Raw genomic sequence first — 16107 nt, 5'->3', positions numbered from 1 at the left:
CACTCACAGCGACGGAGCCTCCTCTAGCAACGGGTGCCCCCACTTTTCCACGAAAGCCGCCTCGACGGCGGACCCCACCTTGTACAGGCGCTCGTCCTTCATCGCGGGGGCGATGATCTGCAGGCCGACCGGCAACCCGTCCTCGGGGGCGAGGCCGCAGGGCAGCGACATCGCCGAGTTCCCCGCCAGGTTGGTCGGAATCGTGCACAGGTCCGCGAGGTACATCGCCATCGGGTCGTCGGCGCGCTCGCCGATCGGGAAGGCGGTGGTCGGCGTGGTCGGCGACACGATCACGTCGACCTGCTCGAACGCGGCCTCGAACTCCTGGGTGATCAGCGTGCGCACCTTCTGGGCGCTGCCGTAGTACGCGTCGTAGTAGCCGCTCGACAGGGCGTACGTGCCGAGGATGATGCGGCGCTTGACCTCGTCGCCGAAGCCGGCCTCGCGGGTCAGCGCGGTGACGTCCTCCGCGGAGTGCGAACCGTCGTCGCCGACACGCAGGCCGTAGCGCATGGCGTCGAACCGGGCGAGGTTCGAGGAGCACTCGGACGGCGCGATCAGGTAGTACGCGGACAGGGCCAGGTCGAACGACGGGCAGTCCAGCTCGACGACCTCGGCGCCAAGGGACTGAAGCAGCTCGACGGACTCGTCGAAGCGCTGCACGACGCCGGCCTGGTAGCCCTCGCCGCGGAACTGCTTGACGACGCCGACGCGCATGCCCTGCACGCTGCCGTTCCTCGCGGCCTCGACGACCGCGGGGACCGGGGCGTCGATGGACGTGGAGTCGAGCGGGTCGTGACCGGCGATGGCCTCGTGCAGGAGCGCCGCGTCCAGGACCGTACGGGCGCAGGGGCCGCCCTGGTCCAGGGAGGACGAGAACGCGACCATGCCGTACCGCGAGACGCCGCCGTAGGTCGGCTTGACGCCGACGGTGCCGGTGACGGCGGCGGGCTGACGGATCGAGCCGCCGGTGTCCGTGCCGATGGCGAGCGGGGCCTCGTACGCGGCGAGGGAGGCGGAGGAACCGCCGCCGGAGCCGCCGGGGATCCGGGTGAGGTCCCACGGGTTTCCGGTCGGGCCGTACGCGCTGTTCTCGGTGGAGGACCCCATGGCGAACTCGTCCATGTTGGTCTTGCCGAGGATGACGACGTCGGCGGCCTTGAGCTTCTTGACCAGCGTCGCGTCGTACGGCGGGATCCACCCTTCGAGGATCTTCGAGCCGACCGTGGTCGGGATCCCCTCCGTGGTGAAGATGTCCTTCAGCGCGAGCGGGACGCCGGCCAGCGGGCCGAGCTTCTCGCCCGCGGCGCGCTTGGCGTCGACGGCGGCGGCCTGCTTCAGAGCGCCCTCACGATCGACGTGCAGGAAGGCGTGCACCTTCTCGTCGACGGCACCGATGCGGGCCAGGTGGGCCTCGGTGACCTCGACGGCGGTGAGCTCGCCGGAAGCGATCTTCGCCGCGATCTCCGCGGCGGTCAGCTTGATGATGTTGACGTTGATGTCCGTCATGGCTGTTTAGTCCTCCCCCAGGATCTGCGGCACCTTGAAACGCTGCTGCTCCTGGGCCGGGGCGCCGGAGAGCGCCTGCTCGGGGGTGAGCGACGGACGGACCTCGTCCTTGCGCATGACGTTCGTCAGCGGCAGCGGGTGCGAAGTCGGCGGTACGTCTTGGTCGGCGACCTCGCTGACGCGGGCGACCGCGCCGATGATGTCGTCGAGCTGGCCTGCGAAGTGGTCGAGCTCTTCGGGCTTCAGCTCCAGACGCGCCAGCCGGGCGAGGTGGGCGACCTCCTCGCGCGTGATGCCAGGCATGCGGATCCTCACGGGGTGCGTGTGCTGTGTTTCAGCGTGTGCCCCAATCCTATGGGGCGCGGAGCCGTGCCACGGAACGGGTTTCCGGAGGCGGGGTGGGGCGGCACCCCCGGGTGCGCTTGGTACGGGGTTCGTGGCCCCGGGATGCGGGGGTGGCCTGCACGCCGGTGCGGGGTTCGTGTGGCCCTGGCGGGCGGGGTGGGCCTGCGCGCCTGCGCGGGTCCGCCGTGGCTGGGCGCGCACCGCGGCGGAGCCGCTGATGGATACAGCCCCGCGCCCCTTAAAAACGGTGGCGTCGGCCACGGGTGACCATCTTGGGGGCGCGGGGAACTGCGCAACCCCAGCCACGGGTGGCCCCGCACCGCCGGTGACAAGACCCCGGCCGCCCGGGGCGGGACCCGTCAGCCGAGAGGGCCCCGCTCGTCCCCCTGGGCCGCCGGAAGCGCCGCAGGCAACCGTTGCCAGCCGCGATCACCCCGCGCGCGGAGCCAGGCCGTCGTCTCGTCGGGCGGCATCGCGGCGGCGACCAGCCACCCCTGCACCGCGTCGCACCCCAGGTCCCGCAGCCGCTCCCACGTCTCGTCGTCCTCGACGCCCTCGGCGACGACCAGCAGGCCGAGGGAGTGCGCCAGGTCGACGGTGCAGCGGACGATCTCCGCGTCCTCGTTGTCCACGGCGAGCCGGGCCACGAAGGACCGGTCGATCTTCAGCTCGCTGACCGGGAGCCGCCGCAGGTGCACGAGGGACGAGTACCCGGTGCCGAAGTCGTCGAGCGACATCTTCACGCCGTGCCCGGTGAGCCCCGCCAGGGTGTCGGCCGCCCGCTGCGGATCCTCAAGCAGTACGTGCTCCGTTATCTCCAGCTGCAAGGACCCGGCCGGGACCCCGTGCCGGGCGAGCCGCGCGGCGACCGCTCCGGCGAACCCGGGCGTGTGCACATCACGCGGCGACACGTTCACCGCGACCGGCACGTGCAGCCCCTGCGCACGCCAGCGCGCGACCTGCCCGAGCGCCGTCTCCAGGACGTACTCGGTCAGATGCGGCATGAGCCCGGAGGACTCGGCGATGGCGATGAACTCGTCCGGCGGCACCTTCCCGCGCTCCGGGTGCACCCACCGTACGAGCGCCTCCAAGCCCGCGACGTGCCCGTCGAACCGGACCTTCGGCTGGTAGTGCAGCTCCACCTCGCCCGCGTCGAGCGCGCGCCGCAGGTCGCCCAACAGGCCGAGCCGGTCGGGTGTGTTGGAGTCCCGCTTCGACTCGTAGACCTCGACGCCCGTGCGGTCCCGCTTGGCCTGGTACATCGCGACGTCGGCCCGGCGCAGCAGCCCCTCCGCGTCCAGCGCGTGGTCGGGGAAGACGGCGAGTCCCGCGCTCGCCTCCAGTACGAGCGTCAGCCCGTCCAGATCGAGGGGCGAGCCGAGCGTCGCCACGAGATTGCGGGCCACCCGCGTCGCGGACGTCGTGGAGTCGGCGACGGGCAGCAGCACCGCGAACTCGTCGCCGCCGAGGCGTGCGACCTCCGCACCGCGCGGCAGCGCCCCCCTCAGCCGATCCGCGATCTGCAACAGGAGCCGGTCACCGGCGAGATGGCCGAGCGTGTCGTTCACCGAACGGAACCGGTCGAGGTCGATCAGCATCAGCGCGCTGCGCACCCCGATCCGCTCGGCGTCGTCGAGCGCGGTCCAGGTGCGCTCGAGCAGCCACTGCCGGTTCGGCAGTCCGGTGAGCGGGTCGCGCAGTTGCTCCTCGGCGCGGGCCCGCGCGATCCACAGCGTGGAGTCGAGCGCGATCAACGGGATCGCGAACAGCGGCAGCAGCACCGGCAGGGCGGTCGCGACGACGCAGATCAGCGGCGCGATCCCGAGCAGCGCGACGGCGACCAGTCCGTGGCGGACGAGAGCGGTACGGGCGACGGTCGGCATCCCCGAGTTCGGTGGCGCATGCACGTACCAGAGCAGAGTGCGGGTGATCAGCAGATACGCGAGCGCCGCGAGGACCACCTCGGGCAGGGTGGACAGGCTCCAGCTCTCCGGCTTCCACGGCGCCTCGACGGACGGTACGCGGCCGAACGCGGCGAGGACGAGGGCGCCCGCGCCGATGCCGAGGATGTCGATCGCGCCGTGCAACAGGCCCTGGCGCCAGCGGTGTCTGCGGGCGATGCCGACGAGGACGACGACGGTGAGGCTGACCATGCCCGCGGGCACCCAGCCGTAGAGGAGCAGCACGCCGAGGGTGAGGGCCGCGCCGGATCCGGTGCCGCCCCACCAGCGGTCGCGGCCGAGTGCGACGAGGTGGCCGACGATGATCCCGGTCAGGATCGCGAGGCACCAGCCGACCGTGCCGGACGGGAAGAGCGCGTGCCCCTCCCGGAGCGACCAGTAGAACCCGCCGCCGAGCACCACGGCGGCGAGCGCCACCACCATGCCGGGCAGCAGCGGCACGAGCGCGGCCCGCGAGGTCTCCCCCTGGCCCACGAGCTGATTGCGCGCGGGGGTCGCCGCCCCGACCCAGCCGCCCGCGGGGACGGTCCCGGGGAGCGGGCCCGCGGCCCTGCCGGGGGCGGCGGCGCGCCCGGGCACGATCCGACCGTCGCCCATGCCGTCACCGGTTGAGGAGTTGGCTTCGCCCTGCGGACGCGCGCCGGATGTGCGGCCGTTGGGCTCCCCGCCGCCCGTCGTCCGGTCGCCGGATATCCGCACGCCGGGCGCGCCTCCGACCTTCCGGATGCGGGCCGGCAAGCTGCGCAGGGGCTGCTCGTCGGCGGCTCGGGGCCGCGCCGGAGCGGGCGCCTCCGGACCGGACACGGTGTTGTGGAAGTCGATCGAATTGCCGCTGTCCGCAGGGCGATCCTTCGCCCCGCGCTTCAACAGCCCTTTGCGGTCGGCCGCTTCGGGCCCGGGTATGTCAGGGGCCGGGGCACCGCTCATCCCGTCGGCGCCGAAACCCGCCGCACGCCACCATTTGCGCCAGTTCACCACGCCACCGCGCTCGCTCTCCCCGTGACCGCTTGCGCCGCCGTCGGCCCCGTCGCCGCCGTCGGGGCGCGGTGCCGTATCGCGCCGCGCACGTCGACGCGGGCGCAGGCGTGAGTCCGGGGCGGCGCTCTCGGTCGGTTCCATTCCCGTCCCTCTCACTGCCGGCGGTGCCTGCGTCCGCTGCCCGCTCTCCTCGCTCCAGTGAGCGAGGATTCGCCCCATCCGCAGCAGGACTCGGCAGGCGCACACCTCAACAGTAGGCCGCAGAAGGCTTCCACGGGCACCAGACGGACGCGCCCGGGCACGGTTGCCCGAATAGGCCCTGGCTTTCCCGCTGCGTCTGGTATGCGCCGATCGAGTGACCTGCGTCCGCTACTCGTCGGTCTCCTGCTCCGCGGGAAGGGCCATGTCGGCGGCGGCCTCCGGCCCTTGTTCCAGAAGGACGACGAACCCTTCCTCGTCCAGTACCGGAACCTTGACCTGCATGGCCTTGTCGTACTTGGAACCGGGGTTGTCCCCCACGACCACGAAGGACGTCTTCTTGGAAACGGAACCCGTGACCTTGGCGCCTCTGGTCTGCAGGGCCTCTTTCGCGCCATCCCGTGTGAAGTCCTGCAGCGTCCCGGTGACCACCACGGTGAGCCCTTCGAGGGGCCGCGGGCCCTCGTCCTCACCGGCCCCCTCCTCCTCCATCCTCACACCGGCCTCACGCCATTTCCGCAGGATCTCCCGATGCCAGTCCTCGGCGAACCACTGCTTCACGGAGGCGGCGATGATCCCGCCCACGCCGTCCGTGGCGGCGAGCTCCTCCTCGGTGGCCTGGTCGATGCGGTCGATGGAGCGGAACTCGCGCGCGAGCGCCTCGGCGGCGACCGGGCCCACGTGACGGATCGAAAGGCCGTTGATGACCCGGGCCAGCGGGCGGCTCTTGGCCGCCTCGATGTGCTCCAGCATCGAGACCGCGTTCTTGCGCGGCTCTCCCGCCTTGGTGGCGAAGATGTCCGCGATCTTCTCATCGCCCGTCTTCGGATCGCGCTTGGGCAGCCCGCTGTCCTGGTCGAGGACGTACGCCTTGATGGGCAGGAGCTGGTCCATCGTGAGGCCGAACAGATCGCCCTCGTCCGTGAGCGGCGGCTGCGCGGGCTCGAGCGGTCCGGTGAGCGCGGCGGCGGCGACGTACCCGAAGTTCTCGATGTCCAGGCTCTGGCGGCCGCCCAGGTAGAAAAGGCGCTCGCGCAACTGGGCCGGGCACGTGCGGGCGTTGGGGCAGCGGAGGTCGATGTCGCCCTCCTTCATGGCCCGCAGCGGCGTGCCGCACTCGGGGCACTCGGCGGGCATCACGAACTCGTACTCGCTGCCGTCCCGCAGGTCGGCGACCGGGCCGAGGATCTCGGGGATGACGTCACCGGCCTTGCGGATGACGACCGTGTCCCCGATGAACACGCCCTTCTTCTTGACGATCTCCTGGTTGTGCAGCGTCGCGAACTCGACCTCGGAGCCCGCCACGGTGACCGGCTCCACCTGCGCGTACGGCGTCACGCGGCCCGTGCGGCCCACGCCCACGCGGATGTTGATCAGCTTGGTGTTGACCTCTTCGGGCGGGAACTTCCAGGCGATGGCCCAGCGCGGGGCGCGCGCCGTGGAGCCGAGGCGGCCCTGCAACCGGATCTCGTCGAGCTTGATGACCGCGCCGTCGATCTCGTGGTCCACGGAGTGGCGGTTCTCTCCGTAGTACGCGATGAACTTCCGTACGCCTTCGAGGTCTTCGACCACCTTGCTGTACTTGGTGGTCGGCAGGCCCCACTCGCGCAGCAGGGCGTACGCCTCCGAGAGGCGGTCGATGTCGAAGCCCTCGCGGGCGCCGATCCCGTGCACCACCATGTGCAGCGGGCGCGTGGCCGTGACGCGGGGGTCCTTCTGGCGCAGCGAACCCGCCGCCGCGTTACGGGGGTTGGCGAAGGGCTTGTCGCCGGCCTCGACGAGCCGCGCGTTCAGCTCCTCGAACTTGTCCATGGGGAAGAAGACCTCGCCGCGGATCTCGACGAGCGGCGGGATGTTCTCGCCCTTCAGGCGGTTCGGGATCTCCGTGATCGTGCGGACGTTCGACGTGATGTCCTCGCCGACCCGGCCGTCGCCACGCGTGGCCGCGCGGGTCAGCCGCCCGTCCTCGTACGTCAGGTTCACCGCGAGGCCGTCGATCTTCAGCTCGCACAGAAAGTGGTAGCCGGGCGCGCCGACGTCCTTGGCGACGCGGTCCGCCCAGGCCGCCAACTCCTCGTCGTCGAAGGCGTTGTCGAGCGAGAGCATGCGCTCGCGGTGCTCGACGGAGGTGAACTCCGTCTCGTACTGGCCCGCGACCTTCTGGGTCGGCGAGTCCGGCGTGCGCAGTTCGGAGTACTTGTCCTCCAGCGCCTCAAGGGAGCGCAGGAGCTTGTCGAACTCGGCGTCGTCGACGACCGGAGCATCGTTCACGTAGTACCGGAAGCGGTGCTCCTCGATCTGCTCCGCCAGCTGGGCGTGCTCGTCCCGCGCCTTGGCGGGCACCGTGCCCTCGCTCTGCAGTTCGTCAGCCACCGTCTCGTCCTCCCGTTCGCCTTCGTCCACGGTCACTCAGGGTTGTCCGCGAGTGATCTCGCCGCCCGGACGCAGTGCGCGAGTGCCGCGCGGGCGTACACGGGCGACGCACCCGCGAGTCCGCACGACGGCGTGAGCACCACCGAGTCCGCGAGGGAACCCGGATTCAGCCCCAGCCTGCGCCACAGCGTCCTGACACCCATGACGCTACCGGCAGGGTCTGACAATGGGCCGTCCACGCCCGGCACGACACCGGCGACGAGTCGCAGGCCGGCCTCGACGGACTCACCGATCACGTCGTCGTCACGCTCGGTGAGCAGAGAGAAGTCGAAGGAGACCGCGTCCGCGCCGGCCCGGCGCAGCAGAGCGAACGGCACGTCGGGGGCGCAGGAGTGGACGAGGCGCGGCCCGTCCTCGATCACGGAGAAGACGTCCCGCAGCGCGCTCTCGACGACCTGGCGGTCGACGGCGCGGTGCGTGCGGTACTCGCTGGCGGTCTTGATCCGTCCGCGCAGCACGGCGATGAGGGAGGGCTCGTCGAGCTGCAGCACCACCTGGGCGCCGGGCACCCGGCGGCGGACGTCGGCGAGATGCTCACGCAACCCCTCGGCCAGGGACGCGGCGAGGTCGCGGCACGCGCCGAGGTCGGAGAGAGCGGCCTCCCCGTTCCTCAACTCCAGTGCGGCGGCCAGGGTCCACGGCCCGACCGCCTGAACCTTCAGCGGCCCCTCGTACCCCTGCGTGAACTCCTCGAGCGCGTCGAGGTCCTCGCCGAGCCAGGACCTCGCGCGCTTGGTGTCCCGGCCCGGCCGGTCGCCGATCCGCCAGCCGCTGGGCTCCACGCGCGCGTACAGATCGACCAGCATCCCGGCCGTACGGCCGATCATGTCGGCGCCGGGGCCCCGCGCGGGCAGCTCGGCGAGGAACGGCATCCCCTGCTCCGGGCCCTCGAAGCTGCCGGTCACGGTCTTGGCGGCCTCGCGGGCATCGCCACCGGGCATCGAACCGACGCCCGTGGCCGGCCCCCACCTGAAGTCGCTCTTGTCAGTCACCCAGGAAGGGTACGTAACGCAGGCCGCCGGGCGGGCGGCGACGTCAGCGGCCGGGGCGCACCGTCAGGTCGTTGACCTCGGCGTCGCGCGGGAGGTCGAGGGCCATCACGATCGTCGTGGCCATGGACTCGGGGTCGATCCAGCGGGACTCGTCGTACTCCTTGCCCTCCTGGTGGTGCACCTTGGCCTGCATGGGGCTGGCGGTGCGACCCGGGTAGACGGAGGTGACCCGCACCCCGTTGCCGTGCTCCTCCTGGCGCAGCGAGTCGGCGAGCGCCTTGAGGCCGTGCTTGGAGGCGGCGTACGCGGACCAGTCGGCGTTGGCGTTGAGCCCGGCGCCGGAGTTCACGAAGAGCACGTGGCCCTGGGCGACGCGGAGTTGGGGCAGGAAGTGGCGGGTCAGCTCCGCCGGGGCGATGAGGTTCACGTTGAGCTGGTTGCGCCACGCCTTCGGGGTGAGCTCGCCGACCTTGCCCAGGTCGACGACGCCGGCGATGTGCAGCAGCGAGTCGATCCGGTCGGGCAGCGTCTGGTGCGAGAAGGCCCAGGACAGCTTGTCCGGGTCGGCGAGGTCGCCGACGAGCGTCTTCGCGCCGGGGAACTCGGCGGCGAGCTCCTTGGCGCGGCCCGCGTCGCGCGCGTGCACGTAGATTTCGTCGCCGCGCTCGTGCAGTCGGCGGGCGACGGCGGCGCCGATTCCGGAACCGGCGCCGGTGATCACATGTGTAGCCATGCCCGCCATGCTCGCACTACTCGACGCCGCGCCCCGCGGCGGCAGCCGCTGATGTCACGGTCTCCAGGTACGCCATCGCCCCGACCGGCTCCTCGGCGAAGAACACGAGGTCAGTGAGGGGGATCGGGAGGAAGCCCTCGTCCTCCATGCGCCGGAACTGCTCCTTCAGACCGTCGTAGAAGCCCGCGGAGTTGAGCAGCACGATCGGCTTGTCGGTCTTGCCGTGCTTCTTCAGCTCGAGGATCTCGGTGGCCTCGTCGAGCGTGCCGGTGCCGCCCACCATGATCACGACGGCGTCGGACTTCTCCAGGAGCAGCGCCTTGCGCTCCGCGAGGTCCCCCGCGATCACCATTTGGTCGGGCTCGGCGACGACGCGTGCCTTGGCCGCGAGGAAGTCCACGGACACCCCGGTCAGCCGCCCGCCGGACTCCGCCACGCCGTCTGCGACGACCTTCATGAGGCCGCTCTCCGAACCGCCCCACACGAGCGTGTGTCCGCCCTTGCCGAGCAGTTCGGCGAATTCACGGGCGGGTCGGGTATAGCGCTCGTCGAGGTCGGCGGCGGAGAGGAAGACGCAGATGTTCATGCCTCTACCGTACGGGCCGCCACTGACAGCGATCCGGGGCCGTCGGCGGGAAGAAGCCGCCCGCTGTGAGCGCTGACACAGTCATGACTCAAGGACACACGATCACCGTCGAGCAGGGCTCGCAGCGCGTGCGGGTCGTTCACGAAGGGCAGGTCCTCGCCGAGAGCGCGCGCCCCCTCGTCCTGAAGGAGACCGGCTGTCCGGTGCGGTACTACCTGCCGCCGGAGGACGTACGGACCGAACTGCTTACGCCCTCGAACACGACTACGCACTGCCCCTTCAAGGGCGACGCCTCCTACTGGTCGCTGCCCGACGCGCGGGACCTGGTGTGGGCGTATCCGGAGCCGAAGGCCGAGGTGGCCGCCATCAAGGACCACCTGTGCTTCTACGAGACGCAGGTCGATGCCGCGTAACCACGCGCGCGTGGTCGAATGAGGAGGTACACGGCGCACGGCGGAGGGTGAGCGACATGACTCACGGAGACGGGCAGCAGGACGTTCCGACGGGAGGGTTCGGCGGTCCCCCGCCGCCGTTCGCACCGGCACCGCCGCCGCACCCGCCGGCGGCCCCGCCGCCGCCCGCGTACGCGCCGCCCGCTCCCCCGGCAGGGCCCGCCGCACCGGAGTTCGTGGCTGCCGACCAGCACAACGGCATGGTCGTGGACGCGGACGGGCTGCACTTCGAGCAGGGGCCGCACGCCATCGACCTGCCGTGGACGCATGTCCGGACGGCGCACTTCCAGCCGATGCCGTCCGGGGTGTTCGTCACGGCCGCGATGTCGGACGGCGCCGTCTACACCTGCCAGGTGCGGGCCCGGAAGAAGGCGCAGGCGTCCGAGTGGTGCGGTCAACTGGGTGCCGTGCTGCAGTACTACATGCAGGGGCGGGGCTGAAACGCCAGGTCGGCTGAGGCCCCGGGTCAGACGCCTGCGGTGACCCGTTCCGTCGTGGCGATCGTCGCCGAGCCCACCACGCGCGTGCCGTCGTACAGCACGATCGCCTGGCCGGGGGCGACGCCGCGGACGGCCTCCGTGAAGCGGACCTGGAGCTCGTCTCCCGCCAGCTCCGCCGAGACCTCGGTCTCGCCGCCGTGCGCGCGCAGTTGGGCCGTGTAGGTGCCGGGGCCGGAAGGGGCCGCGCCGCACCAGCGGGGCTTGATGGCGGTCAGGGCAGTGACGTCGAGGGCCTCCACCGGGCCCACCGTCACCGTGTTGTCCACCGGCGAGATGTCCAGGACGTAGCGCGGCTTGCCGTCGGGTGCGGGCCTGCCGATGCGCAGGCCCTTGCGCTGGCCGATGGTGTAGCCGAAGGCGCCTTCGTGGGTGCCGAGCTTGTCGCCCGACTCGTCGACGATGTCGCCCTCGGCCTTGCCGAGCCGGTCCGCGAGGAAGCCCTGGGTGTCGCCGTCGGCGATGAAGCAGATGTCGTGGGAGTCGGGCTTCTTGGCGACCGCGAGGTCGCGGCGCTCCGCCTCCGCGCGGATCTCTTCCTTGGTCGTCTCCGTGTCGCCGAGCGGGAACATCGCGTGGGCGAGCTGGCGGTCGTCCAGGACGCCGAGCACGTACGACTGGTCCTTGGCCATGTCGGCGGCGCGGTGCAGCTCGCGGTCGCCGTTCCCGTTGACGATCACCTGCGCGTAGTGGCCCGTGCAGACCGCGTCGAAGCCGAGTGCAAGGGCCTTGTCGAGGAGCGCGGCGAACTTGATCTTCTCGTTGCAGCGCAGGCACGGGTTCGGTGTGCGGCCGGCCTCGTACTCCGCGATGAAGTCCTCCACCACGTCCTCACGGAAGCGGTCGGCGAGGTCCCAGACGTAGAACGGGATGCCGATGACGTCGGCCGCGCGGCGCGCGTCGCGGGAGTCCTCGATGGTGCAACAGCCGCGGGCGCCCGTGCGGAACGATTGCGGGTTCGCCGAGAGGGCGAGATGCACGCCCGTCACGTCGTGGCCCGCTTCGGCGGCGCGGGCCGCGGCGACGGCGGAATCCACGCCGCCGGACATGGCGGCGAGGACACGGAGGGGTCGGGCCGCCTGCTCGGGGCCCGCGGAGCGCTGCGGAGTCTGCGAAGTCATAGCACTAACAGGGTAAGGGCCCGCGGGAACCGAATCGCTCGGATATGCGTTGTGGATCTCGTACGGCACTGACGGGGGCGACATATGGGGAAGCAGGGAGCCGGGTCCGGGAAGGGCCGTGGCGGAGACCGTGATCGTGGTGTCAGCCGGCGGGCCTTGATCATCGGAGGGGCCGCGTCGGCCGTGGGTGTCGGGCTGCTCGCGCGCGGCGATCTCGCCCGCATGTGGTGGCAGGTGCCCGGCGTCGACAAGCCGCGCAAGGCCGGAGCGGTCGACTTCAAGGGCGCGGAGTGGGTGGCCGCGGCGTCGGCGAACTGGCGGCGGGCGGACCGGCCCTCGGACTTCACGATCGACCGTGTGATCATCCACGTGACGCAGGGCAGCTACGACAGCGCCGTGCGGGTCTTCAAGGATCCGTGGCACGGGGCGGCCGCGCACTATGTGGTCCGGCAGGACGGGCACATCGCGCAGATGATCCGGGAGTTGGACGTCGCGTTCCACGCCGGGAACCGGGACTACAACGAGCGCAGTGTCGGCATCGAGCACGAGGGCTTCGTGGACCGGCCCGAGGACTTCACGGCCGAGATGTACGAGGCGTCCGCGCGGCTCACCGCCCGGATCTGCAGGCGCTACGGCATACCGGTCGACCGGAAGCACATCATCGGGCACGTCGAGGTGCCGGGCACCGACCACACCGATCCGGGACCGCACTGGGACTGGGACCGGTACATACGGCTGGTGAAGGCGGCGTACGAGCGGGCCGGGTCCACCAAGGCGTAGCGGATCAAGCCGTGGCGGATCAAGCCGTAGCGGCGCCCTACGTGAGCCCCGCCGACCTCGCCCGCTCCACCACGGGGCCGATCGCCGTCGCCACCGCTTCCACATCGGCCTTCGTCGTGGTGTGGCCGAGGGAGAAGCGGAGCGTGCCGCGCGCCAGGTCCGGGTCCGTGCCGGTGGCGAGCAGGACGTGGCTGGGCTGGGCCACGCCCGCGGTGCAGGCCGAGCCCGTGGAGCACTCGATGCCCTGCGCGTCCAGGAGCAGGAGGAGCGAGTCGCCCTCGCAGCCGGGGAAGGTGAAGTGGGCGTTGGCGGGCAGTCGGCCGCCGGGCTCCGGGTCGCCGCCGAGGATCGCCTCGGGGGCGGCCGACCGGACCGCCGCGACCAGGGCGTCCCGGAGCGCGCCGATCTCGCGGGCGAACCACTCGCGCTGCTCGGTCGCGATCCGGCCGGCCGTGGCGAAGGCCGCGATCGCGGGGACGTCGAGCGTGCCGGAGCGGACGTGCCGCTCCTGCCCGCCGCCGTGCAGCACAGGGACGGGGGTGTACTCACGGCCGAGAAGGAGGGCGCCGATGCCGTAGGGGCCGCCGACCTTGTGGCCCGACACGGTCATCGCGGCGAGCCCGGAGGCGGCGAAGTCGACCGGGATCTGCCCGTAGGCCTGCACCGCGTCGGCGTGCAGCGGGATGTCGAACTCCCCTGCCACGTCGGCCAGTTCACGCACCGGCTGGATCGTGCCGATCTCGTTGTTGGCCCACATGACCGTGGCGAGCGCGAGGTCGTCGGGGTTGCGTGAGATCGCTTCCCGCAGCGCGTCCGCGTGCACCCGGCCGTACGCGTCGACCGGCAGGTACTCCACGGTCGCGCCCTCGTGCTCGGCGAGCCAGTGCACCGCGTCGAGCACGGCGTGGTGCTCGACGGGGCTGGCGAGGACGCGGGTGCGGGCCGGATCGGCCGCGCGGCGCGCCCAGTACAGGCCTTTGACGGCGAGGTTGTCGGCCTCGGTGCCACCGGAGGTGAACACGACCTCGCTGGGCCGGGCGCCGAGCGACTCGGCGAGGGTCTCGCGGGACTCCTCGACGGTGCGGCGGGCCCGGCGCCCCGCGGCATGCAGGGACGAGGCGTTGCCGGTGACGGCGAGCTGGGCGGTCATCACCTCGACCGCCTCCGGGAGCATCGGAGTGGTCGCGGCGTGGTCGAGGTATGCCATGGTGCGCTCGATTCTACGAGCCCCCGCACGGGCCCCCGTACGAGCTCCCGCACAAGCCCCCGTGCGCGCCCGACGGTCAGCCCGTAATGCTCCAGGACATCGTGCCGTCGGCGGCGATCAGGGCGCCGAGCACGACGAGGTCGGCGACCCCGAGACCGAGTCCCAGGAAGGCGCGGCCGCGCCGCTCGGTGCCGCGCCACAGGGCGACGGACGCGAGGACGATCGAGACGGGGCCGAGGAAGACGTTCATGACGAGCAGCCCGACCAGGCCGAGGACGAACGAGGCGACGGCCATGCCGTCGGCGTCCCGGCGGCCGGTGGGGCGGGCCTGCGTCTGCGGCTCCGCGGCACCCGCCTCTGCGGCGCCCGCGTCCGTGGCGCTCGACTCCGTGGCGTGCGGTTCCGTGGTGCGCGGTTCTGCGGTGAGTTGCATGGTGATACCCCCTGAGAACGTGGACTGCTGACGGTTCAGTGCTGGTGCCTGCGGCGCGCGTGGCGCTCGCGGACCGCGAACACGGCCAGCCAGACGCCGATGACGGCGGCCGCGACGAGCGTGATGGGCAGCGGGGCGTGGGCCACGGTGCCGAGCGCGAAGCCCAGCAGCAGGAGGGCCGCTACGAGGAACAGCATGGAAGCCTCTCGAAAAGTTGGGTTACAACTGTTCACTGACTCCCCAGTCTAGCTCGCGACCCGACTTCCCCATTACAGAGAACAGTTGTTAACTGGATGACATGAGTCACACCCTCGGCGCCCGTCAGGCGCAGAAACAGAAGACCCGACAGGCGCTCCTGGACGCGGCGTTGGGACTGCTGGAGGACCAGAGCCTCAGCAGCCTCGGCTTGCGCGAGGTGACGCGCGCCGTGGGCGTGACCCCGACCGCGTTCTACCGGCACTTCGACAGCACAGCCGACCTCGGAGTGGCCCTGGTCGAGGAGGCCCTCGGCAGTCTGCACGCGGTGATCCGCGACGCGCTGACGGCGACCTGGGACAGCGACGAGCGCATCACGCGCACCATCGAACTGATCGCCCGTCACGTGCACGCGCATCCCGCACACGTCCGCTTCATCGCGCGCGAGCGACACGGTGGCGTGCAGCGGGTGCGGGAGGCGATCGGCGAGCAGCTCGCGCAGTTCGCCGACGAAGTGCGCGAGGCGCTCCAGCACGACCCCGACGCGGCGGGCTGGAGCCAAGAGGACCTGAAGATGCTGGCGGACCTGTACGTCGATCACATGCTGGTGACGGCATCGCTGCTGCTCAGCACGGGTGCAGCGGACTTCGGGCGGGTGACGGACCAGGCGGAGCGGCAGCTGCGTCTGGTGAGTATCGGCCGAAAACACTGGCTCGATGTGTCATGAGCTACTAGCGTTACGGTCATGACAGCAGCCGACTGGAACCTCGACCGAAGCTTCTCCAGCTCGTCCGGCGAGATCCGCTGGACGGCACTCGGACCGGCCGACGCGCCGCCCGTCGTCCTCGTCCACGGCACACCGTTCTCGTCCTACGTCTGGCGGGCGCCGGCCCGCGCGCTCGCGACCCAATTCCGCGTCTACGTGTGGGACCTGCCCGGCTACGGCGTCTCGGAGACCGGCCCCGACCAGGACCTCTCGCTCGACGCCCAGGCCCGCGTCTTCACCGAGCTGCTCGACCACTGGGGCCTCGGTGAAGGGCAACCCGCGGTGGTCGGCCACGACTTCGGTGGCTGCATCGCGCTGCGCGCGCACCTGGTGCACGGCGCCGCGTACGCGCGCCTCGCCCTGGTCGACCCGGTGGCGATCCGGCCGTGGGGCTCCCCCACGTACCGGCTGCTCGGTGCGCACTCCGACGTGTTCCGGCAGTTGCCGCCCGAACTGCACGAGGCGCTCGTGCACCGCTACATCGCCTCCGGCAGCCACCTCGGGCTGCACCCGGACACGCACGCGCGCGTGGTCGCGCCCTGGCTGACCGAGGCCGGGAAGGAATCCTTCTACCGGCAGCTCGAGCAGAACCCCCTGTGGGCGGCCACCGACGACATCCAGGACCGGTACGGGGAGTTGGGCCTGCCCGTGCTCGTCTGCTGGGGTGCCGAGGACACCTGGATCCCGGTTGCGCGGGCGCACGAGCTGGTCAAGTTGATCCCCGGCGCGGAGCTGCGGATCGTCGAGGGCGCCGGGCATCTCGTCCAGGAGGACGCGCCCGCCGAACTCGCGGCCGTGCTCGGGGAGTTTCTACGGTGAGGCCCATGCGGGGTGAAGACTCGGGGCTCCGCCCCGAACCCCGCGCCTCAAACGCCGGCGGGGCTTGATTGGCTCAGCTGGACCCCGCGCCTCAAACGCCGG

17 protein-coding genes are annotated in these 16107 nt (G+C 71.5%); 6 read left to right on the top strand and 11 right to left on the bottom strand.

The window, feature by feature from the left end:
* Positions 1-3 precede the first annotated feature (3 nt).
* From gatA to ACIRHA_RS27970, 7 genes are all read right to left on the bottom strand, one after another.
* On the bottom strand, positions 4-1509 hold the full coding sequence (gene gatA / locus ACIRHA_RS28000) for an Asp-tRNA(Asn)/Glu-tRNA(Gln) amidotransferase subunit GatA (protein WP_403851344.1): 1506 nt from the start codon (positions 1507-1509) through the stop codon (positions 4-6).
* A 6-nt stretch (positions 1510-1515) separates the two neighbouring features.
* Positions 1516-1812 (bottom strand): Asp-tRNA(Asn)/Glu-tRNA(Gln) amidotransferase subunit GatC, encoded by a 297-nt coding sequence (gene gatC, locus ACIRHA_RS27995; RefSeq protein ID WP_016432511.1) that lies wholly within the window; start codon positions 1810-1812, stop codon positions 1516-1518.
* Positions 1813-2213: 401 nt separating this feature from the next.
* Positions 2214-4934, bottom strand: a complete 2721-nt coding sequence (locus tag ACIRHA_RS27990; protein WP_403851341.1) for a putative bifunctional diguanylate cyclase/phosphodiesterase — start codon at positions 4932-4934, stop codon at positions 2214-2216.
* Positions 4935-5162: 228 nt separating this feature from the next.
* Positions 5163-7394 (bottom strand): NAD-dependent DNA ligase LigA, encoded by a 2232-nt coding sequence (ligA, locus tag ACIRHA_RS27985; protein WP_403851338.1) that lies wholly within the window; start codon positions 7392-7394, stop codon positions 5163-5165.
* Between the two features lie 2 nt (positions 7395-7396).
* Complete coding sequence (locus tag ACIRHA_RS27980) at positions 7397-8416, bottom strand: methionine synthase (protein WP_403851335.1); 1020 nt, start codon at positions 8414-8416, stop codon at positions 7397-7399.
* Between the two features lie 43 nt (positions 8417-8459).
* The gene (locus ACIRHA_RS27975) at positions 8460-9158 is read right to left on the bottom strand and encodes an SDR family oxidoreductase (RefSeq protein ID WP_403851333.1); all 699 of its coding nucleotides are present in this window, start codon (positions 9156-9158) and stop codon (positions 8460-8462) included.
* Between the two features lie 7 nt (positions 9159-9165).
* A complete protein-coding gene (locus ACIRHA_RS27970; RefSeq protein WP_403851330.1) occupies positions 9166-9735 on the bottom strand; it encodes a TIGR00730 family Rossman fold protein in 570 nt (189 codons plus the stop codon).
* Between the two features lie 83 nt (positions 9736-9818).
* Between ACIRHA_RS27970 and ACIRHA_RS27965 the strand changes: the two genes are divergently transcribed.
* Both ACIRHA_RS27965 and ACIRHA_RS27960 read left to right on the top strand, forming a co-directional pair.
* Positions 9819-10148, top strand: coding sequence for a DUF427 domain-containing protein (locus tag ACIRHA_RS27965; protein ID WP_403852127.1), 330 nt, complete (start codon positions 9819-9821; stop codon positions 10146-10148).
* 56 nt (positions 10149-10204) lie between these two features.
* Positions 10205-10627 carry a hypothetical protein gene (locus ACIRHA_RS27960; RefSeq protein WP_403851328.1) on the top strand — a complete coding sequence of 141 codons (423 nt, stop codon included), beginning with the start codon at positions 10205-10207 and terminating at the stop codon, positions 10625-10627.
* 26 nt (positions 10628-10653) lie between these two features.
* Here ACIRHA_RS27960 and mnmA read toward each other — a convergent pair whose 3' ends face one another.
* Positions 10654-11805, bottom strand: a complete 1152-nt coding sequence (mnmA, locus tag ACIRHA_RS27955; protein ID WP_403851326.1) for a tRNA 2-thiouridine(34) synthase MnmA — start codon at positions 11803-11805, stop codon at positions 10654-10656.
* 84 nt (positions 11806-11889) lie between these two features.
* On the opposite strand from mnmA, the gene ACIRHA_RS27950 reads away from it, so the two are divergent.
* Positions 11890-12585: an N-acetylmuramoyl-L-alanine amidase gene (locus ACIRHA_RS27950; RefSeq protein ID WP_403851323.1), complete on the top strand. Its 696-nt coding sequence runs from the start codon at positions 11890-11892 to the stop codon at positions 12583-12585.
* Between the two features lie 37 nt (positions 12586-12622).
* Here ACIRHA_RS27950 and ACIRHA_RS27945 read toward each other — a convergent pair whose 3' ends face one another.
* Positions 12623-13792 (bottom strand): cysteine desulfurase family protein, encoded by a 1170-nt coding sequence (locus ACIRHA_RS27945; RefSeq protein ID WP_403851322.1) that lies wholly within the window; start codon positions 13790-13792, stop codon positions 12623-12625.
* A 76-nt stretch (positions 13793-13868) separates the two neighbouring features.
* Positions 13869-14087, bottom strand: a complete 219-nt coding sequence (locus ACIRHA_RS27940) for a DUF4190 domain-containing protein (RefSeq protein ID WP_323179680.1) — start codon at positions 14085-14087, stop codon at positions 13869-13871.
* A gap of 33 nt (positions 14088-14120) precedes the next feature.
* Here ACIRHA_RS27940 and ACIRHA_RS27935 point away from each other — a divergent pair, with 33 nt between their 5' ends.
* A complete protein-coding gene (locus tag ACIRHA_RS27935; protein ID WP_403852124.1) occupies positions 14121-14240 on the top strand; it encodes a pentapeptide repeat-containing protein in 120 nt (39 codons plus the stop codon).
* A gap of 20 nt (positions 14241-14260) precedes the next feature.
* Here ACIRHA_RS27935 and ACIRHA_RS27930 read toward each other — a convergent pair whose 3' ends face one another.
* Positions 14261-14422, bottom strand: a complete 162-nt coding sequence (locus ACIRHA_RS27930; RefSeq protein WP_403851320.1) for a hypothetical protein — start codon at positions 14420-14422, stop codon at positions 14261-14263.
* Positions 14423-14523: 101 nt separating this feature from the next.
* Between ACIRHA_RS27930 and ACIRHA_RS27925 the strand changes: the two genes are divergently transcribed.
* Both ACIRHA_RS27925 and ACIRHA_RS27920 read left to right on the top strand, forming a co-directional pair.
* Positions 14524-15147: a TetR family transcriptional regulator gene (locus ACIRHA_RS27925; protein WP_403851318.1), complete on the top strand. Its 624-nt coding sequence runs from the start codon at positions 14524-14526 to the stop codon at positions 15145-15147.
* Positions 15148-15165: 18 nt separating this feature from the next.
* Complete coding sequence (locus ACIRHA_RS27920; protein ID WP_403851315.1) at positions 15166-16005, top strand: alpha/beta fold hydrolase; 840 nt, start codon at positions 15166-15168, stop codon at positions 16003-16005.
* Positions 16006-16107 lie beyond the last annotated feature (102 nt).

Source organism: Streptomyces sp. NPDC102360 (assembly GCF_044766085.1).
Lineage (GTDB): Bacteria > Actinomycetota > Actinomycetes > Streptomycetales > Streptomycetaceae > Streptomyces.
Note: the sequence above shows the minus strand (reverse complement) of the source record. Positions and strands in the feature narration are given on the sequence as shown.